Annotated in this window: 15 protein-coding genes and 1 riboswitch; of the genes, 7 read left to right on the forward strand and 8 right to left on the reverse strand. The window is 31.1% G+C overall.

The window, feature by feature from the left end; all coding sequences use genetic code 11:
* Positions 1-13: 13 nt before the first annotated feature.
* A complete protein-coding gene (locus CUEA01_RS02685; RefSeq protein WP_234117625.1) occupies positions 14-1,219 on the reverse strand; it encodes a cytochrome c biogenesis protein/redoxin in 1,206 nt (401 codons plus the stop codon).
* 216 nt (positions 1,220-1,435) lie between these two features.
* On the opposite strand from CUEA01_RS02685, the gene CUEA01_RS02690 reads away from it, so the two are divergent.
* Complete coding sequence (locus CUEA01_RS02690) at positions 1,436-1,690, forward strand: AbrB/MazE/SpoVT family DNA-binding domain-containing protein (RefSeq protein ID WP_234117632.1); 255 nt, start codon at positions 1,436-1,438, stop codon at positions 1,688-1,690.
* Between the two features lie 328 nt (positions 1,691-2,018).
* Here the strand turns inward: CUEA01_RS02690 and CUEA01_RS24665 are convergent, their stop codons facing one another.
* Positions 2,019-3,053, reverse strand: a complete 1,035-nt coding sequence (locus CUEA01_RS24665) for an HD-GYP domain-containing protein (RefSeq protein WP_234117634.1) — start codon at positions 3,051-3,053, stop codon at positions 2,019-2,021.
* A gap of 357 nt (positions 3,054-3,410) precedes the next feature.
* On the opposite strand from CUEA01_RS24665, the gene pdxR reads away from it, so the two are divergent.
* The 5 genes from pdxR to CUEA01_RS02720 all read left to right on the forward strand — a co-directional run bounded on the left by pdxR (position 3,411) and on the right by CUEA01_RS02720 (position 15,971).
* A complete protein-coding gene (gene pdxR, locus CUEA01_RS02700) occupies positions 3,411-4,865 on the forward strand; it encodes a MocR-like pyridoxine biosynthesis transcription factor PdxR (protein ID WP_234117636.1) in 1,455 nt (484 codons plus the stop codon).
* A gap of 1 nt (position 4,866) precedes the next feature.
* Positions 4,867-6,093: a pyridoxal phosphate-dependent aminotransferase gene (locus tag CUEA01_RS02705; RefSeq protein ID WP_234117644.1), complete on the forward strand. Its 1,227-nt coding sequence runs from the start codon at positions 4,867-4,869 to the stop codon at positions 6,091-6,093.
* A 411-nt stretch (positions 6,094-6,504) separates the two neighbouring features.
* Entirely contained in the window at positions 6,505-7,623 is a 1,119-nt protein-coding gene (locus CUEA01_RS02710; protein WP_234117660.1) for a response regulator, read from the forward strand.
* A 60-nt stretch (positions 7,624-7,683) separates the two neighbouring features.
* A riboswitch (cyclic di-GMP riboswitch) is annotated at positions 7,684-7,766 on the forward strand.
* A 46-nt stretch (positions 7,767-7,812) separates the two neighbouring features.
* The gene (locus CUEA01_RS02715; RefSeq protein WP_234117677.1) at positions 7,813-14,832 is read left to right on the forward strand and encodes a SpaA isopeptide-forming pilin-related protein; all 7,020 of its coding nucleotides are present in this window, start codon (positions 7,813-7,815) and stop codon (positions 14,830-14,832) included.
* A 254-nt stretch (positions 14,833-15,086) separates the two neighbouring features.
* Positions 15,087-15,971, forward strand: a complete 885-nt coding sequence (locus tag CUEA01_RS02720) for a cysteine peptidase family C39 domain-containing protein (protein WP_234117679.1) — start codon at positions 15,087-15,089, stop codon at positions 15,969-15,971.
* Positions 15,972-16,535: 564 nt separating this feature from the next.
* On the opposite strand, the gene CUEA01_RS02725 is transcribed toward CUEA01_RS02720, so the two are convergent.
* The 3 genes from CUEA01_RS02725 to CUEA01_RS02735 form a co-directional block, all read right to left on the reverse strand.
* Positions 16,536-18,149, reverse strand: coding sequence for a glycosyl hydrolase family 28 protein (locus CUEA01_RS02725; protein ID WP_234117681.1), 1,614 nt, complete (start codon positions 18,147-18,149; stop codon positions 16,536-16,538).
* Positions 18,150-18,401: 252 nt separating this feature from the next.
* Positions 18,402-18,992: a HutD/Ves family protein gene (locus CUEA01_RS02730; protein WP_234117691.1), complete on the reverse strand. Its 591-nt coding sequence runs from the start codon at positions 18,990-18,992 to the stop codon at positions 18,402-18,404.
* A 42-nt stretch (positions 18,993-19,034) separates the two neighbouring features.
* Complete coding sequence (locus tag CUEA01_RS02735) at positions 19,035-20,441, reverse strand: amino acid permease (RefSeq protein ID WP_234122109.1); 1,407 nt, start codon at positions 20,439-20,441, stop codon at positions 19,035-19,037.
* Positions 20,442-20,983: 542 nt separating this feature from the next.
* Between CUEA01_RS02735 and CUEA01_RS02740 the strand changes: the two genes are divergently transcribed.
* Positions 20,984-21,856, forward strand: a complete 873-nt coding sequence (locus CUEA01_RS02740; protein ID WP_234117699.1) for a helix-turn-helix domain-containing protein — start codon at positions 20,984-20,986, stop codon at positions 21,854-21,856.
* Between the two features lie 409 nt (positions 21,857-22,265).
* Here the strand turns inward: CUEA01_RS02740 and CUEA01_RS02745 are convergent, their stop codons facing one another.
* The 3 genes from CUEA01_RS02745 to CUEA01_RS02755 form a co-directional block, all read right to left on the reverse strand.
* Positions 22,266-23,507 carry an MFS transporter gene (locus CUEA01_RS02745; RefSeq protein ID WP_234117701.1) on the reverse strand — a complete coding sequence of 414 codons (1,242 nt, stop codon included), beginning with the start codon at positions 23,505-23,507 and terminating at the stop codon, positions 22,266-22,268.
* A gap of 91 nt (positions 23,508-23,598) precedes the next feature.
* The gene (locus CUEA01_RS02750; protein ID WP_234117711.1) at positions 23,599-24,360 is read right to left on the reverse strand and encodes an SDR family NAD(P)-dependent oxidoreductase; all 762 of its coding nucleotides are present in this window, start codon (positions 24,358-24,360) and stop codon (positions 23,599-23,601) included.
* 30 nt (positions 24,361-24,390) lie between these two features.
* Positions 24,391-25,245, reverse strand: coding sequence for a helix-turn-helix domain-containing protein (locus tag CUEA01_RS02755; protein WP_234117713.1), 855 nt, complete (start codon positions 25,243-25,245; stop codon positions 24,391-24,393).
* Positions 25,246-25,350 lie beyond the last annotated feature (105 nt).

Below are 25,350 nucleotides of genomic sequence, written 5' to 3' on the forward strand. Positions count from 1 at the left end.
CATCTCCTAAGCCTTATTTTTTGCCGTTTATTAGTAATTCCATTGTGTTTTTATCCATAGCACCTGGAACGTATTCTTTTATATTTCCCTCTTTATCAATTATAAATGTGGTTGGAAAAGCTTGGATACTATATTCATCCATAACATCACCACTATTATCAAACATTACTGGGAAGTTATAACCGTTACTATTAAGGAATTTACTTATATATTCTTTTGAACCTTCTTGCCCCAAATTAGGTGCTGTTACTCCTAAAATTATAACATCTTTACTGTTATTTTTATATTCCTTATAAATTTCTTGTATATGCGGCAATTCCCCCCTACACGGTGGGCACCAGGTAGCCCAAAAATTTAGGAACACTACTTTTCCCCTATAATCACTCAGTTTATGTGTTTTACCATATTGATCAACTAAACTAAAATTTGGTGCCTTGACTTTATCATTTTTCTTGGAATCTGCTTTATTATTCTGTGTACTTTGACTTTGAACCTTTGGTTTTTGCTGAACTGCTGTTTTATTTTTAAAACTAAAGCTTATATTCATCACTCCCAAAATCATTATTAAACCAGAAGCTATAAGAAGTAAGCCACCAATTTTTTGTATTATTTTCATATGAAGCTTTATTTTATCTAATAGCATAAACAATTTACTATAAAAAATTGAGATTATTATAAACGGCAATATAAATCCAATAGTATATACTAAAATCAGTAAATTGCCTGTTAAAGTTTCACTTGAAGTTGAAGCCATAATCAAAACAGAAGAAAGCATAGGTCCAACACATGGAGTCCATCCAAAACTAAAGGCAAATCCAAGTATATATGCTGTTAGTGGTTTCATTTCATTCATATTAACACGTATTCTTTTTTCTCTTTGTAAAAATGGAATATTTATATATCCCATATAAAAAATCCCCATAAGGATAATTAAAATTCCCCCTATAATAACAATTACATTTTTATTAGTTTTAAAAAAATAGCTTAAAACGTTTATTGAGGAGCCTAATATAAAAAACGTTGTAGATATTCCTAATACAAATAAAATTGTGTTTTTTAATAATGGACTTTTTATAAATTTAACCTCTCCCGCCTTTAAACTTCCCACACTGCTATTTGATAAAATGCTCAAATAAATTGGAAGCACAGGAATTATACATGGTGAAAATAGTGATAAAACGCCTTCTGCAAATACCAAGAATAAATTTACATTTCCCATTCTATATAACCTCCATTTTTACAACTTCAATACTTGAAGTAGTAACTTTATTTTTTAAAGTTACTATATATTATAAATATACTAAATAAATTGGTCAATCACATTATTTAGTATATTTTATATTATAATTCTTACCATATAATGAAAATATACACCTTGCTTTTTTCTAATTTTACTATAAAATCTTATATATAATAATTGTTAGGAGTGAATTAAATGAATTCAATAGGTATCGTAAGAAAAGTAGACGAACTTGGAAGAATTGTAATACCAAAAGAAACAAGATCCCAACTTGCTATTAGAGAAGGTGATTCTTTAGAAATTTTTGTGGCTGAAGATGAAAAACATATAATTTTAAGAAAATATTCACCTGGTTGTACATTTTGCAGTTCACTAAGCAATCTTACATATTTCAAAGGTGTACGTGTTTGCAAAGATTGTATAGATAAATTAGTTGCTGAAGATAAATAAAGTATTGGGAAGTAAGTGTATCACAGGATACTAAATAAATTTAATAACTCTAAGACGAAAAACTTTAAAAACCTAAGAAGTTTCAATAACTCGCTGAAAAAATGCTCAAACAATTGAAACATCTAAGGTCTTTAAAGTTTTTCATCTAAGATTTATAAAATTTATTTAAATCATCCTGCAATACACTTACTTCCCATTTACGATGACTTAAGGTAACAATTCCTCCGTGCCTACGGAATTTTAGGTGTACTAATAAAGTAATGATTATTTCCACAGTTTACTACAATCACTGTATTAGGTTATGAAACAATTACAAATTCAGCATCGCTTACATTACAACGTCTATTATGCTTAAATCTTTTTTCTTTGAAAAATCTAAGTACTCATTATTTATATTTATTACTGGACTTAAAATATCATAAGGCGGAATATAAACAATTTTTCCTCTTCTATCATCATTAAGCTTAACATTTGCTCCAATATAAAATGGTACAATATTATTTAAAAAAACATTAATTATAGATATATCATAAATTCTAATTCCTGAGGTTAAAAACATCTTAAAAGAATCAAATGGAGTTACCTTTCCTTTATACACTCTATTCGATGTCATAGCATCATAAGTATCCGCAATAGCTATAATTTTAGCATATAAATTAATTTCATTTCCCTTTGCTCCAGTAGGATATCCTGTACCATCTACTCTTTCATGATGCATTAGTATACCCTTTTTAATCTCATCATTAATATCCTCATTATTTTTTAGCATATCGTACCCATAAGCTGCATGGTTTTTCATTTCTGTAAATTCTTCATCTGTAAGTTTTCCTGGTTTATTTAAAATTTTATCCTCTATTTTAAGCTTGCCTATATCATGTAATATCCCCGCTTGAATTAGTTCCTTTATATTTTCTTCAGGTAACTTCATCCATTTACCTGTAAGCATAGAATAAAAAGCAACATTAACACTATGTGTAAAAGTATATTCATCGCCATTTCTTAGTTCATTTATATATTTTATTATGTAATCAGCTTCAAATATTTTACTATAAATAACCTCAGCTGAATTTATTAGTTCTTCAGCATCCACATTTCCTTCAGAAAATATTCCCAAGATAAGCTTCTTAATCTTTAAAATAGTATCTTTATACTCATTTTTAAACTCATTGTATTTTTCGTCTTCATCATTAGCATGATATATTTTTATATTATAAACACCAAATTGAACAAGTTTATTTTTTATAAATGGATTAATTACAGTGTTCTTACCGATTATTTTCAGATTATTACAATTATATACATCTTCAGCTAATATATCTCCCGTCTTACATGTTCTAACTTCTACATTAATCCTGTTTTCCACGCTTATTCCCCCTCACAATAATCCCTAAATCAAATTCCATCATAAATATACAATTTGCTCCAATTTTTCTCATACCTTTTATATAACATTATTGTAGCACAAAATAAAAAAATGCTACAATAATATTATGGTAACATTTTTTTATTTTAACTCAATTTAATCATATATTAAGATTATTTTTTAACAATATCAAATGAAATGTGTTCCTTCCTTGCAATTTCATTTAAACACTTGCATTTCATCATATCAATGCCAACCAATATTCCCCTAAAATACATATAAAGTGGCTCTTTTTTTATTGTAAATTTTATGCCACAATATATATAGAGTTACTGACTCAACTATTGAGGTGAAGATATGATTTTTGATTTAAAATTAAATAATGATAGTCCAAAGAAAATACAAATTGAAAATTATATAAAAAAATTAATTGAGGATGGAATACTTCAAAATGGAGAAAAACTTCCTTCCACAAGAGAAATGAGCTTAATGCTTAAAGTTAGCCGAAACACCATAATAAACGTATATGATTCACTTTCTGAAAGTGGCTTTACTTCTACTATGCAAGGAACTGGTACTTTTGTTTCAGGAAATGAGAGTTTACCCTACTTAGGTAACTCGCTTGCATGGACTAGTCTAATAAATTCTTATGCTAAGAAAGCTGAAGCCTTAGATATAGTAAAACATGAAGCACGAAGTAAAAGAGGAATGATTTCTTTTGACAGCATTTCTCCAAATAAGAACTTATTTGACTTAGATGAATTTAAAAGAGACTTTCTAAATATACTTTCACTTGAAGGAAACAACATATTAAATTATGGTTATGCAAAAGGCTATAAACCATTAATAGATTATTTAAAAAAGTATATAGGCGACAAAGGAATTGATTTAAACAACAAAGACATACTCATAACAAATGGTTTTACAGAAGGTTTTGATATTGTTCTTTCTTCTATTACAAAATCCGGTGATAAGATAATTTGTGAAAATCCAACTCACAACACCGCAATAAAACTTATGAAGCTTCATGATTTAAAAATTTTAGGTATCCCTATGGAGAACGATGGAATTGATATTTCTAAGCTTGAAGAAGAACTAAAGAATAGCGAGCAGGCTAAACTTGCATATTTTATACCTTCATATCATAATCCAACTGGTATAGTAATGTCACCACAAAAACGTTTAGATGTCCTTAAACTTTTTAATACTTATAAAATTCCAATAATTGAAGATGGCTTTAATGAAGAACTTAGATATTCAAATTCAAATATAACACCTATTGCCGCATTAAATCACAGTGGGAATGGCGTAATTTATATAGGAAGCTTTTCAAAAATATTATTTCCTGGTCTTAGGATAGGTTGGGTTGTGGCAGATAAGGAGCTTATTTACTATCTTGAAAGTGTAAAAAGAAGTAGAAATATACATACTTCTTTTCTCGACCAAGCAGTATTCTATGAATATTTAAAAGCTGGTAATTTTAATAAGTACGTAAAAAGGGCAAAAAAATATTACAAAGAAAAATATGAACTTGCAATAAAATATGCTAATATGTATATACCCTACACCAAAATATATGGCGAAGGTGGACTTCATATATTTATACAGGTAAATGGAATAAACTCAAGAGACATATTAAAAGAATGTTATAAAAAAGGCGTAATATTTACACCTGGCGATATTTTTTATACTGATGAAAAAGGTTCAAATACCTTTAGACTAGGACTTTCAAGAGTAAGTAAAAAGGACATTAAGGATGGCTTTAAAATAATTGGAGATACAATAAAAGATTTTTTAATGAGGAGTGTTTAATATGAATTTTTCAAATAGAATTTCTAATATGGACTTTTCACCAATAAGAAAACTTGCTCCCTTTGCAAAAGAAGCAGAAAAAAAGGGGTTAAAGGTTTATCACTTAAACATAGGTCAGCCTGATGTTAAAACCCCAGATACTTTTTTTCAGGGAATCACAAATTATAATGAAGAAATAGTAAAATACTCAGATTCCCAAGGAATAGATTTGCTAATAGAAAGTTTTATGCAGTCACTTGCAGATTCAAACATATATTTTGAAAAAGATGAAATAATGATAACTCACGGTGGAAGTGAAGCAATTCAGTTTGCACTTATGGCAACTTGTGACCCTGGAGACGAAGTTTTATCACCTGAGCCTTTTTATTCAAACTACAGTAGTTTTGCAAAGGTTGCAGGTGCAAAGCTTGTTCCCGTTGAAACAAAAATAGAAAATGATTTTCATCTTCCATCTAAAGAAGAGATAAAATCAAAAATTACAGATAGAACAAAATGCATACTTATATCTAACCCATGCAATCCAACTGGAACTGTTTATAGTTATGAAGAACTTAAAATGCTTGGTGAACTAGCAAAAGAACACGATTTATTCTTAATTGCAGATGAGGTATACAGACAATTTATTTTTGATAATATACCTTATAATTCATGTATGCACTTAACTGATATACTAGACAGGGTTATTCTTGTAGACAGTATATCTAAGCATTACAGTGCTTGTGGTGCTAGAATAGGTCTTGTTGCTTCAAAAAACGGAGAACTTATGCATCAGATACTAAAATTATGTCAGGCAAGATTATGTGTTTCTACAATAGAGCAATTTGCAGCTTCAAACTTAATTAACACAATGAACAGCTACATTACAGACGTAAAAATGCAGTACAAAAAAAGACGTGATATAATGTACAACAAACTTTCAAATATACCAGGAGTTATTTGCAGCAAGCCAAAGGGCGCATTTTATATGCTTGCAAAACTTCCAGTTGATGACACTGATAAATTTGCCAAGTGGCTTTTAACTGATTTTTCTTATGAAGGTGCAACTCTAATGTTTGCTCCAGGTTCAGGCTTTTATGCAACAGAAGGTCTTGGTAAAAACGAAGCTAGATTTTCATATTGCACTAGTATAGAAGACATAGAAAATTCAATGGTAATCTTGGAAAAGGCTTTGGATGAATACTGCAATAAAATAAATAAATCTGGTAAATTAGCAATCGAAGCAGAATAGCATTTAGAACATTAACTATAATATTTAAAGCATACATTTACTCGACAAACTTGATATAGTATAAAAAATAAGCAAAACCATAAAAAATAATGGTTTTGTTTATTTTTTGTTGAGTTTATTAATTTAAAATCTAACTATACAAAATTACAAGGTGGTGACATATTGTGAGTAAAATTGAAGCAAATATTAAAGATTATCTAGAATCCACTTTTACCGAACAACCATGTCTACCCTCCATTATAATTCAACGATGTTAGTAAAAAATTTTTTTTAATTTAGATATAATTCTTGTCATACACTAAAATGATTTACTCCAAATTCCACCCCATAATTAGCTTTTTAATTTATAACATATATACATTTGCAACTGTACGTATAAAATTTTTAGTAGAGAGAAGGAAACCTAAATTCATGAAAGTAATAATTGTAGAAAACGAAGTATCAATTTTAAACTCAATGAAAATAATACTGAGTAAAAATGAATGTATGGATATTATAGGAACTTATACCAACTCAGATGACGCGCTAAAAAATATAATTAAACTTTCCCCAGATGTAGTTTTTCTTAATGTAGAAATGCCCAAAATGAACGGAATTGAATTAGGAAAAAAAGTAATGGACTTTGATGATAATATACAAATAGTGTTTGTAAGTACATATGAGAAATATGCTTTAGAAGCTTTTAAGGTTAATGCTACAAATTATATTCTAAAACCAATTACTGATGAAGACATTAATATAACTATTAATAGACTTTTAAAAAATTACAACCCCCAAAAAAGTATAACTTGTCCTAAAAAAAACAAAATAACTTCTTTAGGATATTTCAAGGTTTACGGAAACTTTGGCAAAGAAGAAATTAAATGGCCTACTGCTAAATGTGAAGAATTATTTGCATATTTTGTTTATATGCAAGGAAAAGAAGTAGATAAATGGCATCTTTGTGATATTCTTTGGCAAAACTATGCACCAAAAAAAGCCGAACATAATCTACACAACACAATTTATAGAATAAAAACCGCACTAAAAAATTCTCAAATAGAGAATATTATAAATTACAATAAGGGAAGTTATAGCATTAATTTCAAAGATTTCTCTTGTGATTTGTGGGATTTTAATACTTTTATTAAAAACAGCCCCCTAGTTACTGATAAAAATATATACAATTACGAAAAAATTATAGCACAATATAAAGGAAATTTATTTGGAAATAAAGCCTTTGACTGGTGTATGGAATCTAGTGAGAATCTAACGAAATCCTACATATCCTCTTTGAAGGCTATTTCCAAATATTATATTAAGAATAATATTTTTAGCAAAGCAAAAGAATATCTTAAGATTGCTATTAAAATTGACAATTTTGACGAAGAAACTCATGAAATGTTGCTACTGATATACTTTCATATGAGGGATAAAACTGCTCTAGTTAACCATTATAAATACTTAACTAAAATACTTAAAGAAGAATTAGATATAAACCCCAAGGTTTCCACTACAAAACTTTACAAAAACTTATTAAGAAAAATATAAACATTTTTGTATATATGTGATAATTTTGTGATAAAAAACGATTAATATTAACTTATCCAAAATAATACTGGGAGCTTTGACCTATATATTTAACTGGGCACTTTATATATAGTAAGCTAATAGTGCAACCGACCAATTTTTTAATTGATCGGTTTTTTTGGTTTATTTTTTAAAAAAAGGGGTGAAATAATGAAAGGAAAAAAACTTTTGATATTTACATTTATAATTGCTTTTATATTTCAATTTCTTGTGCCCTCACCAAATGTAAAAGCAGCCGGAACTGATATCTCAAATGCTTTCCCACTTATTACAGATCTGAACATAACAGATCAAAATGGCAATGCTTTAGGAAATAGTATAGACAAAAGCTCTGAAATTCATATTAATTACACTTGGTCTATTCCTAATGAAGCAAACATTAATCAGGGTGATTTTTACACCATGCAGTTACCAGATCAGATTAGCATAGTGGCACCTATAGATCAGCCTTTGCTAGATGTTAATGATAACAGCAGTGTAGTCGCAAATATGCATATTGATACAAATGGTAAAGTCACGATTACCTTTACAAGTTATGCATCTACGCATTCTGATGTACACGGTGGAATTTCTGTTGACTGCCACTTTGATAAAGACAATATTGGAAATATCAATCCTGTTTACATTAACTTTGAAATTCCTGCAAAAGGCACTATTCAGGAAGGACCTTTTAATTTTATTCAACCAAATCCATCTATATCCAAGAGTGGAAACTACAATCCTACAACAGATGAGATTACTTGGACAGTAACATTAAACCAAGAAGGTGTAAAATTAAATGATGCAACATTGGACGATCTTATAGGAAGTGGACAGGATTTTGTAGATGGTTCTGTACTAGTTAATGGTAGTAATCCTAGTGATATTGGGGCAAGCTATACTTATGATTCCTCATCAAAAGAACTTGCTTTAGCTTTAGGTACTATAACTACTCAGCAGGTTATAACCTATAAAACCAGTATACATTCAGATTTGTCAACAAAAGCACAGGGTACTTACAATTATAGTAACAATGCAATTTTAAATTATTCAGATGAAATTAGTGCCAAAAGCATAACTTCAAATACTGCCTCAGTTCCGGTAAATGTAAACTACATTAGTAAAAGTGGAAACTATAATGCTTCAACCAAAAGTATTGATTGGACTATCACTGTAAATGGAAGTGGAAGAACAATACACAACACTACCGTTACCGACAATATTCCTTCTGGTCTTACATTAGACTATTCCAGTGTCAGCGGTGCACCTTTCTCAACTTCAGGGCAAACTGTAACTTTTGACTTAGGTGATATCACAAGTTCACAAACCATTACTTATTCAACACCTGTAGATACTAGTATTTATAACTCAAATGGTTATACAAATTATAATAATACTGCTATTCTTTCAGGAGATGAAGTTCCAAATAATACTTCTGCAACTAGCAGTGTTGGTGTTAGTAGCAATATCATTCAGAAGCAAGGAATAGGCTATGATGCCTCCACTGGTATTATTACCTGGAAAGTAATAGTAAATAGTAATAATACTTCTGTTTCAGCTGGTGCACTAGTTACAGATAACATTCCAGTAGGTCAAACTTATGTGCCAAATTCAGCCGTATTAGATAATACTACAGGAATATCTGACAGTACTTCATATACTGCAGCAGCTTCTGGAGACACATCGAAAACAGGTACATTTACTTATACCTTTCCAGATGCATTTTCTGATACCCATACTATTACTTTTAAAACTCAGATAACAGATTCAAAGGTTTATCTTGCAAACTTTAGTGGAAATTATAATAACAGTGTTACTCTTACAGCTAATGGAATAAATCAAACTGCTTCTGGGACTCAACCTGTAAACAGCCAAATAATTAATAAAACATCAACAGGTTATAACTACGCTACAAGAGAAATATCTTGGAGTATTGTAGTCGACAAAAATAAAATGCCTATACACAATGCAGTTATTACAGATAACATTCCTGCTGGTCAAGAATATGTTGCTGATTCTGCTGCTATAACTAATGGTGCAAACACAAGTGGATTTAACTATACGGATATATCAAATGATGCTTCAAAAACAGGTGTACTTACGTATACTTTCTCCAATGCTATTAGCAATATGTATACAATAACCTTTAAAACAAGGGTTAGTGATCTTAGTATATTCAATAGTACTGGAATTAAATCCTTAAGTAATTGTGCAACTATTAATGGGGATGAAATACCTACTAATGGCAACAGGCAAAGTACAGCAACTCAAACTATAAATAACACTATAGTTAACAAAACTGCATCTTACACAAGTGGTAATTCATATATTAGCTGGACTGTAAATGTAAACCCTAATTACAACCTTTCTATGGGTGGAACAACTATAACTGATGATCTACAAAGTGGATTATCATTAAATACAGATACTGTTCAATTATATAACGCTGTAGTAAATGCAAATGGAACTCTTTCAGCTGGTAATAATATTGCACTAACAGCACAAAATGTAAAATATGATTCTACTACTGGAGAATTCAATTTTACGTTTCCACAAGATGCAGGAACATCTGCCTACATCCTTAAGTTTATTACTAACGTTGCTAAAACAGGAAGCTATACAAATTCAGTTAAGTTTAATGGAAGCAGCTTAATTCAAAGTGCTCCAGCTACACAAAATATTTCATGGATTTCTAACGGAAGCGGCTGGGGTGTTGGCACAACTGGCAGTATTACTGTAGAAAAAGTAGATGGTAATGACAATACCAAAACACTATCTGGTGCAATATTTGAACTTATTGACCAATATGGAAATGTTAAAGCAACTTCTTCTGCTACAGGAAGTGATGGAAAAGCTTTATTCTCAACGCTTAAATATGATACAAATTATTCTATAAAAGAAATAACTCCGCCTAAAGGCTACAATTTAAGCAGTGAAATATACAATTTTCAAGTGCATAATGCTACTGGTCAACAAAATATTGTCTATGACTATCAAGATACAAAGATAAAAAAGGACATCAGTTTTACTAAATTAGGGCAAGACGGTAAGGCACTTCAAGGTGCAGAGTTTACGCTTTATAAATCTGATGGTATCACTCCAATTTTGGATGCTGAAGGCAAAAATGTGACGGCTACAAGTGATGTGAATGGAATTGTGACATTTCCCTCTATAGACTATGGAGACTATAAAATAAAGGAAAGTACAGCTCCTGCTGGATACCTACTTTCCTCCGATGTAATAGCGGCATCCTTTAGTGGAGATTATTCAAATACGGTTGTTACAGTTACACCTAATTCCATTTCTAATCAATTAATAACCGGTGGAATTAAGATAACTAAAACAGATGCTTCTACTTCTGCACCTTTACCTGGTGCTACTATTGAAGTCTTCACAAGTGATGGTAACCAAGTTGGAAATGGGATAGAAGGAATTACTGGCACCGATGGAACTGTTGAATTTGATAACTTACCATATGGAAATTACTATTTTATGGAAACAAATGCACCTGAAGGATATTCCATAAATACTGATAAACATCCTTTCAGCATTACTGATAATGGAGTTATTGTTAATGCCACTATTTCTGATACAAAAATAACCGGTGGAATTAAAATAACTAAAGTTGACAATTCTATTCCATCCTTTATACCAGGAACAACTATTGGATTTTTCACCAGTGATGGTACACAATTTGGAAGTGCTACAAAAGAAGCTGATGGATTTGATGGAAATATTCAATTAAATAAATTATCTTATGGTAATTACTACTTCTCAGAAACTAATGTACCTAACGGATATTTATTAAATACTAATAAACATCCTTTTAGCATTAATAGAGAAGATAATTTTATTCCACTACTTGTATCAGGCTTAACTATTACAATTTACTCAAGTAATGGTACTGAGATTGGAACTGTTACAAAAGAAACTACTGGCTTTGATGTAAATGCTAAATTTGATAGCTTAGCCTATGGTAGTTACTATTTTGTAGAAACAGGCGGACCTATAGGATATCCATTAAATACTGCTAAACATCCATTTAGTGTTACTGAAACAGACACATCTACTTCAGCCCCTGTACCTGGTGCTACTATTGCAGTTTTCACAAGTGACGGCAGACAGGTTGCAAACGGAACTGAAGGAATTACTGGCGCTGATGGAACTGTTGAATTTGATAACTTACCATATGGAAATTACTATTTTATAGAAACCAATGCACCTGAAGGATATTCCATAAATACTGATGAACATCCTTTCAGCATTACTGATAATGGAGTTATTGTTAATGCCACCATTTCTGATGCAAAATTAAACCCAGGAACAGATATAACAAAAATAACTGGCGGAATTAAGATAACTAAAACAGATGCTGCTACTTCGGTTCCTGTACCTGGTGCTACTATTGAGGTTTTTACAGGTGATGGTAACCAAGTTGCAAATGGGATAGAAGGAATTACCGGAGCTGATGGAACTGTTGAATTTGATAATTTACCCTACGGTAGTTACTACTTCCTAGAAACTAAAGCACCTGAAGGATATTTAATAAATACTGATAAACATCCTTTTAGTATTACTGATAATGGTGTTATTCTTAAGGATACTATTTCTGATACAAAAATAGTTCCAACTCCTCCACCAACACCTGTTCCAACTCCTACACCAGCACCTGTTCCAACACCAACACCAAAAATAACTGGTGGAATTAAGATAACTAAAGTCGACAGTTCTATTCCATCCTTTATACCAGGAACAACTATTGGATTTTTCACCAGTGATGGTACACAATTTGGAAGTGCTACAAAAGAAGCTGATGGATTTGATGGAAATATTCAATTAAATAAGTTATCTTATGGTAATTACTACTTCTCAGAAACTAATGTACCTAACGGATATTTATTAAATACTAATAAACATCCTTTTAGCATTAATAGAGAAGATAATTTTATTCCACTACTTGTACCAGGCTTAACTATTACAATTTACTCAAGTAATGGCACTGAGATTGGAACTGTTACAAAAGAAACTACTGGCTTTGATGTAAATGCTAAATTTGATAACTTAGCCTATGGTAGTTACTATTTTGTAGAAACAGGCGGACCTATAGGATATCCATTAAATACTGCTAAACATCCATTTAGTGTTGCTGAAACAGACACGTCTACTTCAGCCCCTGTACCTGGTGCTACTATTACAGTTTTCACAAGTGATGGCAGACAGGTTGCAAACGGAACTGAAGGAATTACTGGCGCTGATGGAACTGTTGAATTTGATAATTTACCAGCTGGAGATTATTATTTCTTGGAAACCAAGGCACCTACAGGATATTCCATAAATACTGATAAACATCCTTTTAGTATTACTGATAATGGCGTCATTCTTAATGCCACCATTTCTGATGCAAAATTAAACCCAGGAACAGATATAACAAAAATAACTGGTGGAATTAAGATAACTAAAACAGACGCTGCTACTTCGGCTCCTGTACCTGGTGCTACTATTACGATTTTCACAAGTAACGGTAACCAAGTTGCAAATGGAACTGAAGGAATTACTGGTGCTGATGGAACTGTTGAATTTGATAATTTACCAGCTGGAGATTATTATTTCTTGGAAACCAAGGCACCTACAGGATACTTAATAAATCCTGATAAACATCCTTTTAGTATTACTGATAATGGCGTCATTCTTAGAGACACTATTTCTGATACAAAAATAGCTCCAACTCCTACACCAACGCCTGTTCCAACACCAAAAATAACTGGTGGAATTAAGATAACTAAAACAGACGCTGCTACTTCAGCTCCTATACCTGGTGCTACTATTACGATTTTCACAAGTAACGGTAACCAAGTTGCAAATGGAACTGAAGGAATTACTGGTGCTGATGGAACTGTTGAATTTGATAATTTACCAGCTGGAGATTATTATTTCTTGGAAACCAAGGCACCTACAGGATACTTAATAAATCCTGATAAACATCCTTTTAGTATTACTGATAATGGCGTCATTCTTAGAGACACTATTTCTGATACAAAAATAGCTCCAACTCCTACACCAACGCCTGTTCCAACACCAAAAATAACTGGTGGAATTAAGATAACTAAAACAGACGCTGCTACTTCAGCTCCTATACCTGGTGCTACTATTACGATTTTCACAAGTAACGGTAACCAAGTTGCAAATGGAACTGAAGGAATTACTGGTGCTGATGGAACTGTTGAATTTGATAATTTACCAGCTGGAGATTATTATTTCTTGGAAACCAAGGCACCTACAGGATACTTAATAAATCCTGATAAACATCCTTTTAGTATTACTGATAATGGCGTCATTCTTAGAGACACTATTTCTGATACAAAAATAGCTCCAACGCCTACACCAGCACCTGTTCCAACACCAAAAATAACTGGTGGAATTAAGATAACTAAAACAGACGCTGCTACTTCGGCTCCTATACCTGGTGCTACTATTACAATTTTCTCAAGTAACGGTAACCAAGTTGCAAATGGAACTGAAGGAATTACTGGTACTGATGGAACTGTTGAATTTGATAATTTACCAGCTGGAGATTATTATTTCTTAGAAACCAAGGCACCTACAGGATACTTAATAAATCCTGATAAACATCCTTTTAGTATTACTGATAATGGCGTTATTCTTAGGGACACTATTTCCGATACAAAAATAGTTCCAATTCCCACACCAAAACCAACGCCAAAAATAACTGGTGGAATTAAAATATCAAAAACAGATGCTGCTACTTCAGCTCCTATACCTGGTGCTACTATTACAATTTTCTCAAGTGATGGTAAGCAGGTTGGAAATGCAAAAGTAACCGGACCTGATGGATCAGTTGAATTTGACAATTTACCATATGGCGATTACTATTTTGTAGAAAGTAATGCGCCTGAAGGATACCCAGCAAATACTGATAAACATCCTTTTAGCATTACTGCTAATGGAGTTGTTCTTAAGGATACTATTTTATCCTCCAAAAGCAATATGTCAAATGTGCCCAGAACAAATACTGCTCCATCAATAGATAAAAGTTCCACTACGAAAATTACAACCTTGCCTCAAACAGGCGGATTGTTAGATACTAAATTGATAATAATTATAGGATTACTAATTATTCTAGGAGGTATCTTAATTTTAATAATAAGCAAAAAGAGTCTAAGAAACAAATAATTAAATAAAAATAATTATACCCTGTAAGATAGAAAGCAATAGTGTTTATCAATCTTACAGGGTATTTAATTTATACTTATAGCTTTAACCATTTTTTACCACGATATTTTATATGTTCTCATTCCTTCCATAAATTCAAATATAATCTGATAAATTACCAAAATATATAAATTAATATATATGTTGAAATAATCCTCATTTTGTGGTTAAATGTAAAGTATAAACTTTAATTATTCAAAGGAGGAATTTCAAAAATGAAAAGAAAGCTTTTTAAATCACTGTTTGCATTAACTGCGTTGACTGCAACATTAGTAAATCCTTTTTCTTTAACATCAAATTCGGCATATGCAAAATCTACATCTTTAAACAAATCCATTAATATCACTTCACCAATTAACCTAGCTAATAATGGTACAAGCATTCCATCATCCACCCTTAAAAGTTGGGGATTAGGAACTTTGGAAAGTGAATATGTATCTAATAATAAACCTTACTCTTGGTATATTGATCAAGGAAACACTGGTACTTATTCAAATAATAACTGTGGTCCTTCAAGTACTACAATGGCTTTAAAATGGTATTACCCAAACTTTTCTAAAACTGCTGAAGATGCAAGAAATACTTATCTAGAAAATGGCGGATGGTGGAAAACATCTGATGTAACAAATTATCTTAGCTTAAATAATGCCAACTATTCTGTAGTAAACAATACTGGAGAATCTCTTTTAAAATATAACCTGCAACAAGGAAATATACTTATATTATGTGTAGATACAAGCTATTTAAATTATAATTCTAATCAAAAACAAAGAGTAGGAAGATTTTATGATTATGAAGGAGGACATTTTATTGTTGTAAAAGGTTATATAGTTGTAGATGGTAAAACATACTTTGAAACTTATGACCCTAACAATTGGGATGAAACCTATAGTGATGGTCAGCCAAAAGGAAAAGACAGATATTATGCATCTCAACAATTAATGAATGCCATGAGTAATTGGTGGAACTATGCAATTGTAGTTGACAGTAATTCTGGATCAATGTTAAATATCAGCAATATTATGAGCAATGATTTAACACAAAATAAAATTAGTACAAAATTAAATCCTAATAAAATAAAAATAGCATACGGTAAATAATATTTAACTATCGCTGAAATTTATTTGATGTACGATAAATAAACATTGCGAACCAAGGTGTAGTGCAAAATCAAAGAACCTTTGGTAGGCGTAGAAAAATGATGTTAGTGAATAGCGGCTCAAAATCCTAAATAAAATTAATAAAACTAAGCAGCAAATTTTTTCACCACTATTCCCTAACATCATTTTTTTCCTACCCCTACCAAAGGTTCTTTGATTAATCCACTACATCTTTGTTTCACGATATATATTTATTTTCTAACTCAAAACAGTAATTATAACAATTTAAAAACTATTTTCTTGCAATAAACCAAAATTCCGTAGGCACGGAGGAATTTTTACATTTAAAACCATGTACATTGCGAATTAAGTGTGTTGTAGGATGATTTAAATAAAATTTTATAAATCTTAGGTAAAAAACTTTAAAATCCTTAGATGTTTCAATTGTCTGAGCTTCTTTTCATCGAGTTATTGAAACTTCTTAGGATTTTAAAGTTTTTTACCTTAGATTTATTAATTTTATTTAATATCCTGCAATACACTTAATTCGCATTAATTTTATATTTATTTTGATGTGCTAAAAGTTGGTGTACAACTTACAAAATTTACATTAGAAGTATTAGAAACATTCCATGGTGCCTTTCCACAATTCACAAGTGACACACCTGTAAATGTACTGTCCTTTAGATAGGAAATACTTGCTCCCTTTTTACAAGAAGTTAAGGTCACATTTGTTAGGTTTATTCCAGAGTTATAGGCTGTTGGAAGAGCATTAATCCATATTCCATATCCTCCTGCAGTTTGACAAGTAACATTCTGGATTGTTACATTCTGAAATACTCCTGGCACAGCTGGATTTGAAACAGGTGTTAAAGAATAGTTACTATCAAGAGATATAGCATCATTTACAATGTTACTCATTGTGATATCTCTAGCAGTTACATTAGTAGCTCCTCCACCTATATACTTACTTGTTTTAAAACGAAGGCCTATATTCGTCCCATTAAAATTGCAATCTTCAACCATAACATTTTTAATCCATGCACCAGTATAACTTCCAAACACTACACCACCATGTCCCCTATATGTGTTATCATCAAATACTCTTATATTACTGCAAGGTATATTTTCCTTAACGGCATCTTCACCATAGCCAGCATTAAAATTTATACAATCATCTCCGTTGTCAAAATAACTGTTAAAAATTTTTGTAGTATCACTAGTAGCTACATCAATTCCATCTGCATTGTGAATACCATAAGTCTTTGCTGAAATACCATCTACAGTTATATTTTTACTATAACTAATAAATATAGTGTGCTCGGCTGGATTTATTAATGTTAAACCAGAAAGATAAAAGTTTGTTACGCCCTTTACTGTTATTAAGTCTCCTCTTCCTTTATCCCCTTTTAACTTTGTTTCAGCACTTCCTAATGCAGTTAAATTTCCACTTGTATAAGTACCTCCACTTACAGTCCCTTTTCCATAAACCTTTATATTCGTAAGGCTTCCATAATTAGTTGTATATGCATTTATTAATCCCATATAATTAGGTTGATAATAATATGGAAATCTCATACTTGAATAAGCATAATCACTTGGATTGTCACTTCCAAGAAGTGTTCCATCAACTTCTAATGACATATTGCTCTTCAAATATATTGCTCCAGACACAAACGTACCACTTGGAATTACAACTACTCCTCCTGAAGTACAAGCATCAATTGCAGCTTGTATAGACTTCGTATCTATTGTCTTTCCATCACCAACAGCTCCATATTTAGTTACATCAAAAACCGCTGCCGTAGGTGTAGTAGTCTCAGAAATAGCATTACTATCATCGCTTTCAACATTATTACCATCTTTTGCACGAACTGTAAATGAATACGCTGTGCTAGGTGTTAAATTTTGTACAGTATAATTTAAATTCGTAGTGTTACCTACAAGTTTACCGTTTTCATAAATATCATATTCTTTAACATTTGAATATACGGTTGGCTTGTCCCATACAAGTGTAATGCTTGAACTTGAATAAGCTAAGTTTGGAACCATAAGGTTTTGCGGTGCAGCGACTAAATTGTTAACGTTAACAGCTTTGACTAAATTAAAGCTAGAAAGAGAACTTAACGCGAAAAACATTGTTGATAAAATACTGATTCCCAAAATTTTTTTCTTCATAAAAATTACCCCCAAATGAATATACTTTAATTTCATTATAATCCATTACTTTGAAAAATCAATATGTAAATATATTTTTTTATCTTTAAATATATACACCTTATTTTTATAGATTAAATACTTACTTTCATATAAATATTTACTCTTAAAATAAATTATTACAAATAAAAATAAGAAGCAAAGAATGCATTATCTGATTTAAATGAATCTAATAATCACTCACTATACTTCTTATCCTTATTTGTAAAACTTCTAGCTCTGCTTAACAGTAGTTACTATAATTTTAACTTCCTTGCAAGTCTTATTTGTAATAACTATTGTAGCTTCATCATCCTTCAACTCATGTTTTACGCAAAATAAATCTTTTTCACTAACATAGAACTTTTCATTTCCCACTGTAAATTCAATATCTCCACCGATAGAATAAAAATATTCATTAATTTCGCCTTTGATTCCTACTTCTATTTTATCATTAACAGTTAACACTTCTATATTTCCACTGCAAGCTTCAGAGGTCATTAAGTTAAAATCAGAAGCCTTCCCATAACTTTTAGTTACCCAAGCACCCATAAAACTGTCTTTTTCAAATGGCTTTAAAGTTACTTTATACTTTCCTTCATGTTCCAAAACAGTTTCCCCATCCGTAACCATAAGCTGTCTTGAAAAACCGGGCAGATTAGTAAAAGTTGATTCTTCAATATCTACAGTTGCTGCACTTATTCTCCACATAAAGTTTCTATCGCTGTATTTTGAAGTTTTAGGATAAATACAAAGTTCAGTTGTTTTTCCGCCTGACCACTCCGAAACACTATAACTTTCTTTTTTAATTACTTCAATATTCATTTACACGCTTTCCTTCTTCCCACTAAAGATATAACATTTTTTCTACTTTTCAAAATCACATTCCATCAATGGAACTACCTTTGTATTATGCATCTTTTTATATACAAAGTAAAAGCATAGAAATAAAGGAATACTACCATAGTTAGTTATAAAATCAAACCAACTGAAGGTTTTAACTTGAAACACCCATATATTAGCACCAAATAAGACAACAGTGCAAAGTATCATTGCAAATATAGGTCCAAAGGGATATAACAAAGCCTTATATTTTAAATCTTCAATTTTCTTTCCTTGAGCAACATAAGCTTTCCTAAACCTGTAATGACAAACTGCTATTCCAAGCCATGTTATGAAGGTAGTTATTCCTGATAGGTTGTATAGAATAGTGTATATCTTACCATCACCTATAAGTGATGCAAAAAATGCTGTTGACGCAATAATACATGTAAAAATCAGTGAATTTATTGGAACACCTCTTTTATTTACCTTACCAAACATCTTTGGTGCTTTTCCCTGTTTAGCCATGGCGTATACCATACGAGATCCTGCATAAATTCCTGAGTTACCACACGAAAGAACAGAGGTTAATATAACTGCATTCATTATTGATGCTGCTATAGCAATTCCAGATCTTTTAAATACTATGGTAAATGGACTGTATGCTATATCAGACACACCATTTTTTAATAAATTAGGATCAGTAAAAGGAATTATGAAGCCAATAACAATAATTGACCCAATGTAAAAAATAAGTATTCTCCAAAACACCGAGTTTATTGCTTTCGGTACATCTTTTTCTGGATTTTCAGATTCACCAGCAGCCAATCCAACAACCTCTGTACCTGCAAAAGAAAAACCTGCCGTTAAAAAGCTCATAAGTATAGCCATTCCCCCACCTACAAAAGGTGCTGAATTACCTTTTCCATCCTTAAGTACCCAATTGCTAAAGCCTACGGCATGCCCCCCCATGATTCCAAATATTATGAGCACACCAACAATAAGAAATACAATAATTGTCACAACCTTTATGCTTGCGAACCAATACTCTCCTTCGCCATATGCCTTGGCAGATAACAAATTTAAGCCAAATAAAATAGCTAAAAAGGCTACGCTCCAAATAGTTGTACCTGTATTAGGCAACCAAAATTTAATAACAAGTCCAGCTGCAACTAATTCTGCTGCAACAGTAATTGCCCAGTTAAACCAATAATTCCAACCTAGTGCAAAACCAAGTGCTGGATCAACAAATTTAGATGCATAAGTTTCAAAGGACCCAGAGTTTGGTATCATTGTTGCCATTTCACCAAGAGAGGTCATTAAGAAATATACTAGAACTCCCATAATTGTATATGCTGCAATGGCTCCACCTGGACCAGCACTACTAATTGTGTTACCACTAGTAAAAAATAGACCTGTTCCTATTGAGCCTCCTATAGCAATCATATTCATATGTCTTCTTTTTAAATTTCTTTGTAATTCTTCAGGTTGCTTTTCTTTTAAATTCACATCCAATAAAGTTACCTCCTCTTTTGTTTTCACGCATTATTTACAATTTATCCTTATGAATAATAAGTTCATTCACGAATATCATATTATTAATATCTTCATTCAAATATACATAAAAAACGAATAAATGTCAATACATGTTTTGATAAATCGTTATATTATTAGCTTTTTGTTTGATATTTTATTAATTTACACCGTGCTTTTTTATGTTATACGTTATCACCGTCACACATGAGTGTATAAAAATACCAATAAAAGTTTAGGATTAAGAACGGATAAGTGTATCATAAATGACGTTGGCTTCCTATGAATCTATTATTTTACTAGTATTAATACAGCTAAGATTATTAAAGTGCATTAAAAAGTGCTAATCCTTAAGGGATTGAGCACTTTTTTCAATCTCTAGCTTAAAAAAGCAAAAGATGTCCTTAATGTATTAATACTATGCAGTATAATTAAATTACGTTGCAACGGGGAGTGAGTTTATGAGTTATATTGAATATCTACAGAAATCCATAGATTATATTGAAGAGAATATTAAGCAGCCTATCACAATTGAAGCTTGTGCGGAGGTTGCAGGATTCTCAAAATATTACTTTTATAGGCTATTCACCTTACTCGTTGGAGTGCCATTAATGGAATATGTAAGAAAGAGACGATTAGCTTATGCAATGCAGGATGTAAACAGAGGAATACGCATTATTGATATTGCCCTTGATTTTCAATATGGCTCAGAGCGGGCATTTCGAAGAGCATTTCAAAACGAGTATGGCGAATCACCAGTTAAATTTAGGAACAAGAATTATGCTATACCGGAGAAACTAATGCTTAAAGAAAATAAATCTATAATTTGGGGAGGAATAAATATGGAATATAATTTTAGTGATGTAAGGATTGAAAAACTTAATACCATGTATGTGGCAAGTTCATATGTAATCAGCGATAATCCTGAGGCAGAAGTAATAAATTTTATGACAGAATGGATGGATAATAATAATATTGACATTAAGTCAAGACAATTCGGATTTGACGTTCCTGTTTCAGAAGAACAAAGCCAGAAGGGTCTCCGAGGATATGAATATTGGATAAAAGTAAAAGATAATACCAATGTATCTGAACGAATAAAACTGAAAAAAATAGATGAATGTGAATATGCTATATTAAGAATAACAAACCCGTTTTCAAATCCATTTGAAGTTATACCAGCCGGATGGAGGAGATTGACTGAGTGGGTAAGATTAAATGGATATATGCACGATTGCAGTAAAAGTAAAGTCAATAAGGAGATGTACTGGCTTGAGGAAAAACTTGAAGAGAATGGTTTTATGTATTTGGACCTCTATTTCCCACTGAATTAATATCACCTAGGTGTATTACCTTGCTATTGTAGTTAAAAGCAGGGTAATATTACTTGTAATTAATGTGGCTATTACACAACATATGTTTTAATAATTATTAGAACAGAAAGTATTATGAATTATGATGAAAAAAAGACTTTTTAGTAGATTTTGCTAATATATTCTACAGTTGAACATAAAATACCATCTTAGAAAAACCCTAAAAGTGAATTCTTAGTACCTTATGGTAGTTTGCTTAAGAATACTTCTAGTTGAAGAAGATAAAAAGCTTGGCAATCCTATTAAGCTCAATGGCTCCCAAGCTTTTAATTGTATTTAAAAGTGCGTATTTTTTATTTTTGTATCTTTAAAAAATTTTTTTCATTCTTAAAATAGTAGTTTGTGCTTGGCTTGCAGTATGGTATTAAATTCAGCTTACTCTCCTATCTTCTTCCAAAATCATAGGAGATTCTTTAATAATGAAGCTTAATAATAAACTAATTGCTGTAAGTAAAATAAATATATACATACATAGCTGAGTTGAGAACATATTCATACCCACAATAAAGAAAATCCCGGAAATTTGTCCTGAAAGTATGATTAATCCCTGAGATAAAGACTCCGAAGCTGGGAAGCTTATTTCTGCACTATACTGAAAGCCTATTGGTGCTGCACTCATAAGAAAAAATCCAAAAATGAATGAAGATATTAAAGTTCCAGTATAAGTATTAGCAAAAGTAAGTCCTAAAAGTCCTGGTAAAGAGAGTAAAAGGGGTAAAATTAAAAACAATTTTCTCTTTTTTAATTTATCAGATAAAGCAGGCAGTATGCAAGCTCCTGCAACACCTCCAATTAACATTACTCCGCCTACAATACCTGTTTTAGCAGCATCTAAAGCTTTAAGCTTACATATTTTATCAATACATGTACTGATGGCATTAAACATTCCAAGTCCAAAGAAAAATATAACTAATAAAAATATCATATCCTTTTGTTTAATAATATACAAAATACCTTCAACAGTTTTTAATCTTTTCTCTGAACTTTCTTTTGCAGGAGGTATTGGAGGTTTTTCCTTTAAAAACAATATAACTAATATGGCACTTGCAATGGAAATGATACCATAGAACATAAGCATAAATTTTAAATTATAAATTTTTTGCCCATTAATGTAAGTATAAGTTACAAGCATAGGGGTTACTACCATTGCAAAGATGATACCTAAGTATTGAAATAAAGAGGATATTCCCGCTTGAGCACCTCTTTCATCGATAGGGAACCAGTTGACGCCAATTTTCGTTGTAGCATTTAATATAAAAGGTTGCGCTACCGCGAGTCCAAATTGGGCGAATAAGATAACATTATAATTTCCAGCATAAATTCCTTTTAAAAGGCCGAATATACCTGTAAGGATTGCACCAATTCCAACTCCAGTTCTAATTCCAAATTTGTCAATTATATATGAAGCAGGTATACAAACAACAATAAAAACAAGCATAAATATCATGGAAAGACTATCAATTTGAAATGATGATACTTTATATACCTTTTGTGCAATACTTGCCACCGATGCAAAGGTTAACCACTGCATTTGTATAACTGCATTAATAACGGAAAAAATAGCGAGTATTACCCATCTGTATTTATACGTCATCCTCTCAGTACCGCTCATAAAGAACACCTCCCTTTTTTTATTGGCTATGTTTTAAATAAGTGTTGATTTTCACACTTATTTAAAACATAGCTTCCTTTAGTACGTTTGGCTATTTTATTTTCATCCAACTTCTCATAATGAAACTATGAGGTAATAATTTTGACATTAAACGAAGTAGTTTTACATGTAGACCTAGTACAGACATATCTTTGCCCCTTGCGCTATCTTTTAATGCCTTTTTAATAACATCCTCTGGTTCATACAGTGGCTTAAAGTTTCTACACGTATCAGGATTTTTTGTATCTTTAGCTACATCAAAAAATTCTGTTCGTACATAACCTGGGCATACTGATGTTACTGAAATTCCACGGCTTTTTAATTCAAAATTAAGTGCACGACTGAAGTGAACAACAAAAGCTTTAGTAGAAGCATACATATTGAATTCTGGAAGTGGCTGAAAAGCAGATGAAGAACCTAACATAATTATTCTATCCTTTTCCTTCATATATGGAAGACATGCATATGTCATGTGAATCAATGTTTTACAGTTTAAATCAATCATATCGTCAATTTCATTGTCAGTTAAATCTCTATATGTTCCGTATTTTCCAAAACCAGCAGAGTTAACTAATATTTTTACTTCTGGTTTTTCTTCTTCAAGCAATTGTTTAATAGTTTGTATGCTATCCTTTTTTAATAAATCTAAAGCTACTGGACGTACTTTAGGTGATATTTCTTGTTTTATTTTTTCTAAGCGTTCTGCTCTTCTAGCAATAATCCATATTTGATCCAATACCTCAAAAGAAGCTATTTGTTTTACAAATTCTTTTCCAATTCCTGAAGAAGCACCTGTTATGATTGCTATTTTCATAATTGCCCTCCTTGTATAAATTCAGATATATTAATAATCCTTTTGAGAAAACATATCCATATATAATTTTTGTGGTAAACTTCCAGCTATTTTTTTGTAGCTTTTATTCATGTGAGATTGATCATAGTATCCAGCTTGTATGGCAAAATTGCTGAGAGATAATGTAATATTATTATTTCGAAATTTTGAAAGTGTAGCAAATGAGTTTTGAAATTTTATAATATCACATAGTTCTTTAGGTGAAACGCCTACATGTTTGTGAAAAATTTCTCTCAAATATCTAATGGTATAGCTGGTTTCACTGGCTAATTCAGATATGGAAATATTACCACCAAAACTAATTATTTTTTTAGTAGAGTAATGAACAATTTTAGAAGAATCATAAACTTTATTTATTTTTTTTAAAATGTAATTTGTCATAAGTGTAATCCTACCATTAAAGTTTGATGTTTCATTCATTTTATCTAAATCATAATCAGAGTTTATCAAATCCATAAGAGGTATTTGTTTTCCAATTAATTCTGAAGTGTTTATTTTTAAAATACTTGTAATTGCCCCAGGAAAAAATCGTACACCAAAGGCACACCCTCTTACAGATATGGGAATAATAACTTTTTCTCTATAAAACCCATCTACCGTTTTTGCTACTCCATCTTCAGTGTATGTAAATAAAAGGTCTATACATCCATCTGGTATCACACATACTTCATTGTTTGTTATAGTATTTGATTCAAATTGATAAAAATCAGAGACTATTTCAAATAATGGGTGGTTAATCGGTATCACATAATTTTGATAGTTTACTTTTTTTTCAAACCCAGGTTGATATGGTGCATAAAAATTAGATTTAAAATAACTTTTTTCCATAGGATCATTACCTTCCATAATAGAATATACGTTTTAATGTTTCTGTTAACAGTTCTGCAATAAAACAAAAGAAATTTTAAAAATATAATACATATTTTCATTATATACATGATAATTAATAAT

Source organism: Clostridium hydrogenum (genome assembly GCF_021432385.1).
Taxonomy (GTDB): domain Bacteria; phylum Bacillota; class Clostridia; order Clostridiales; family Clostridiaceae; genus Clostridium_S; species Clostridium_S hydrogenum.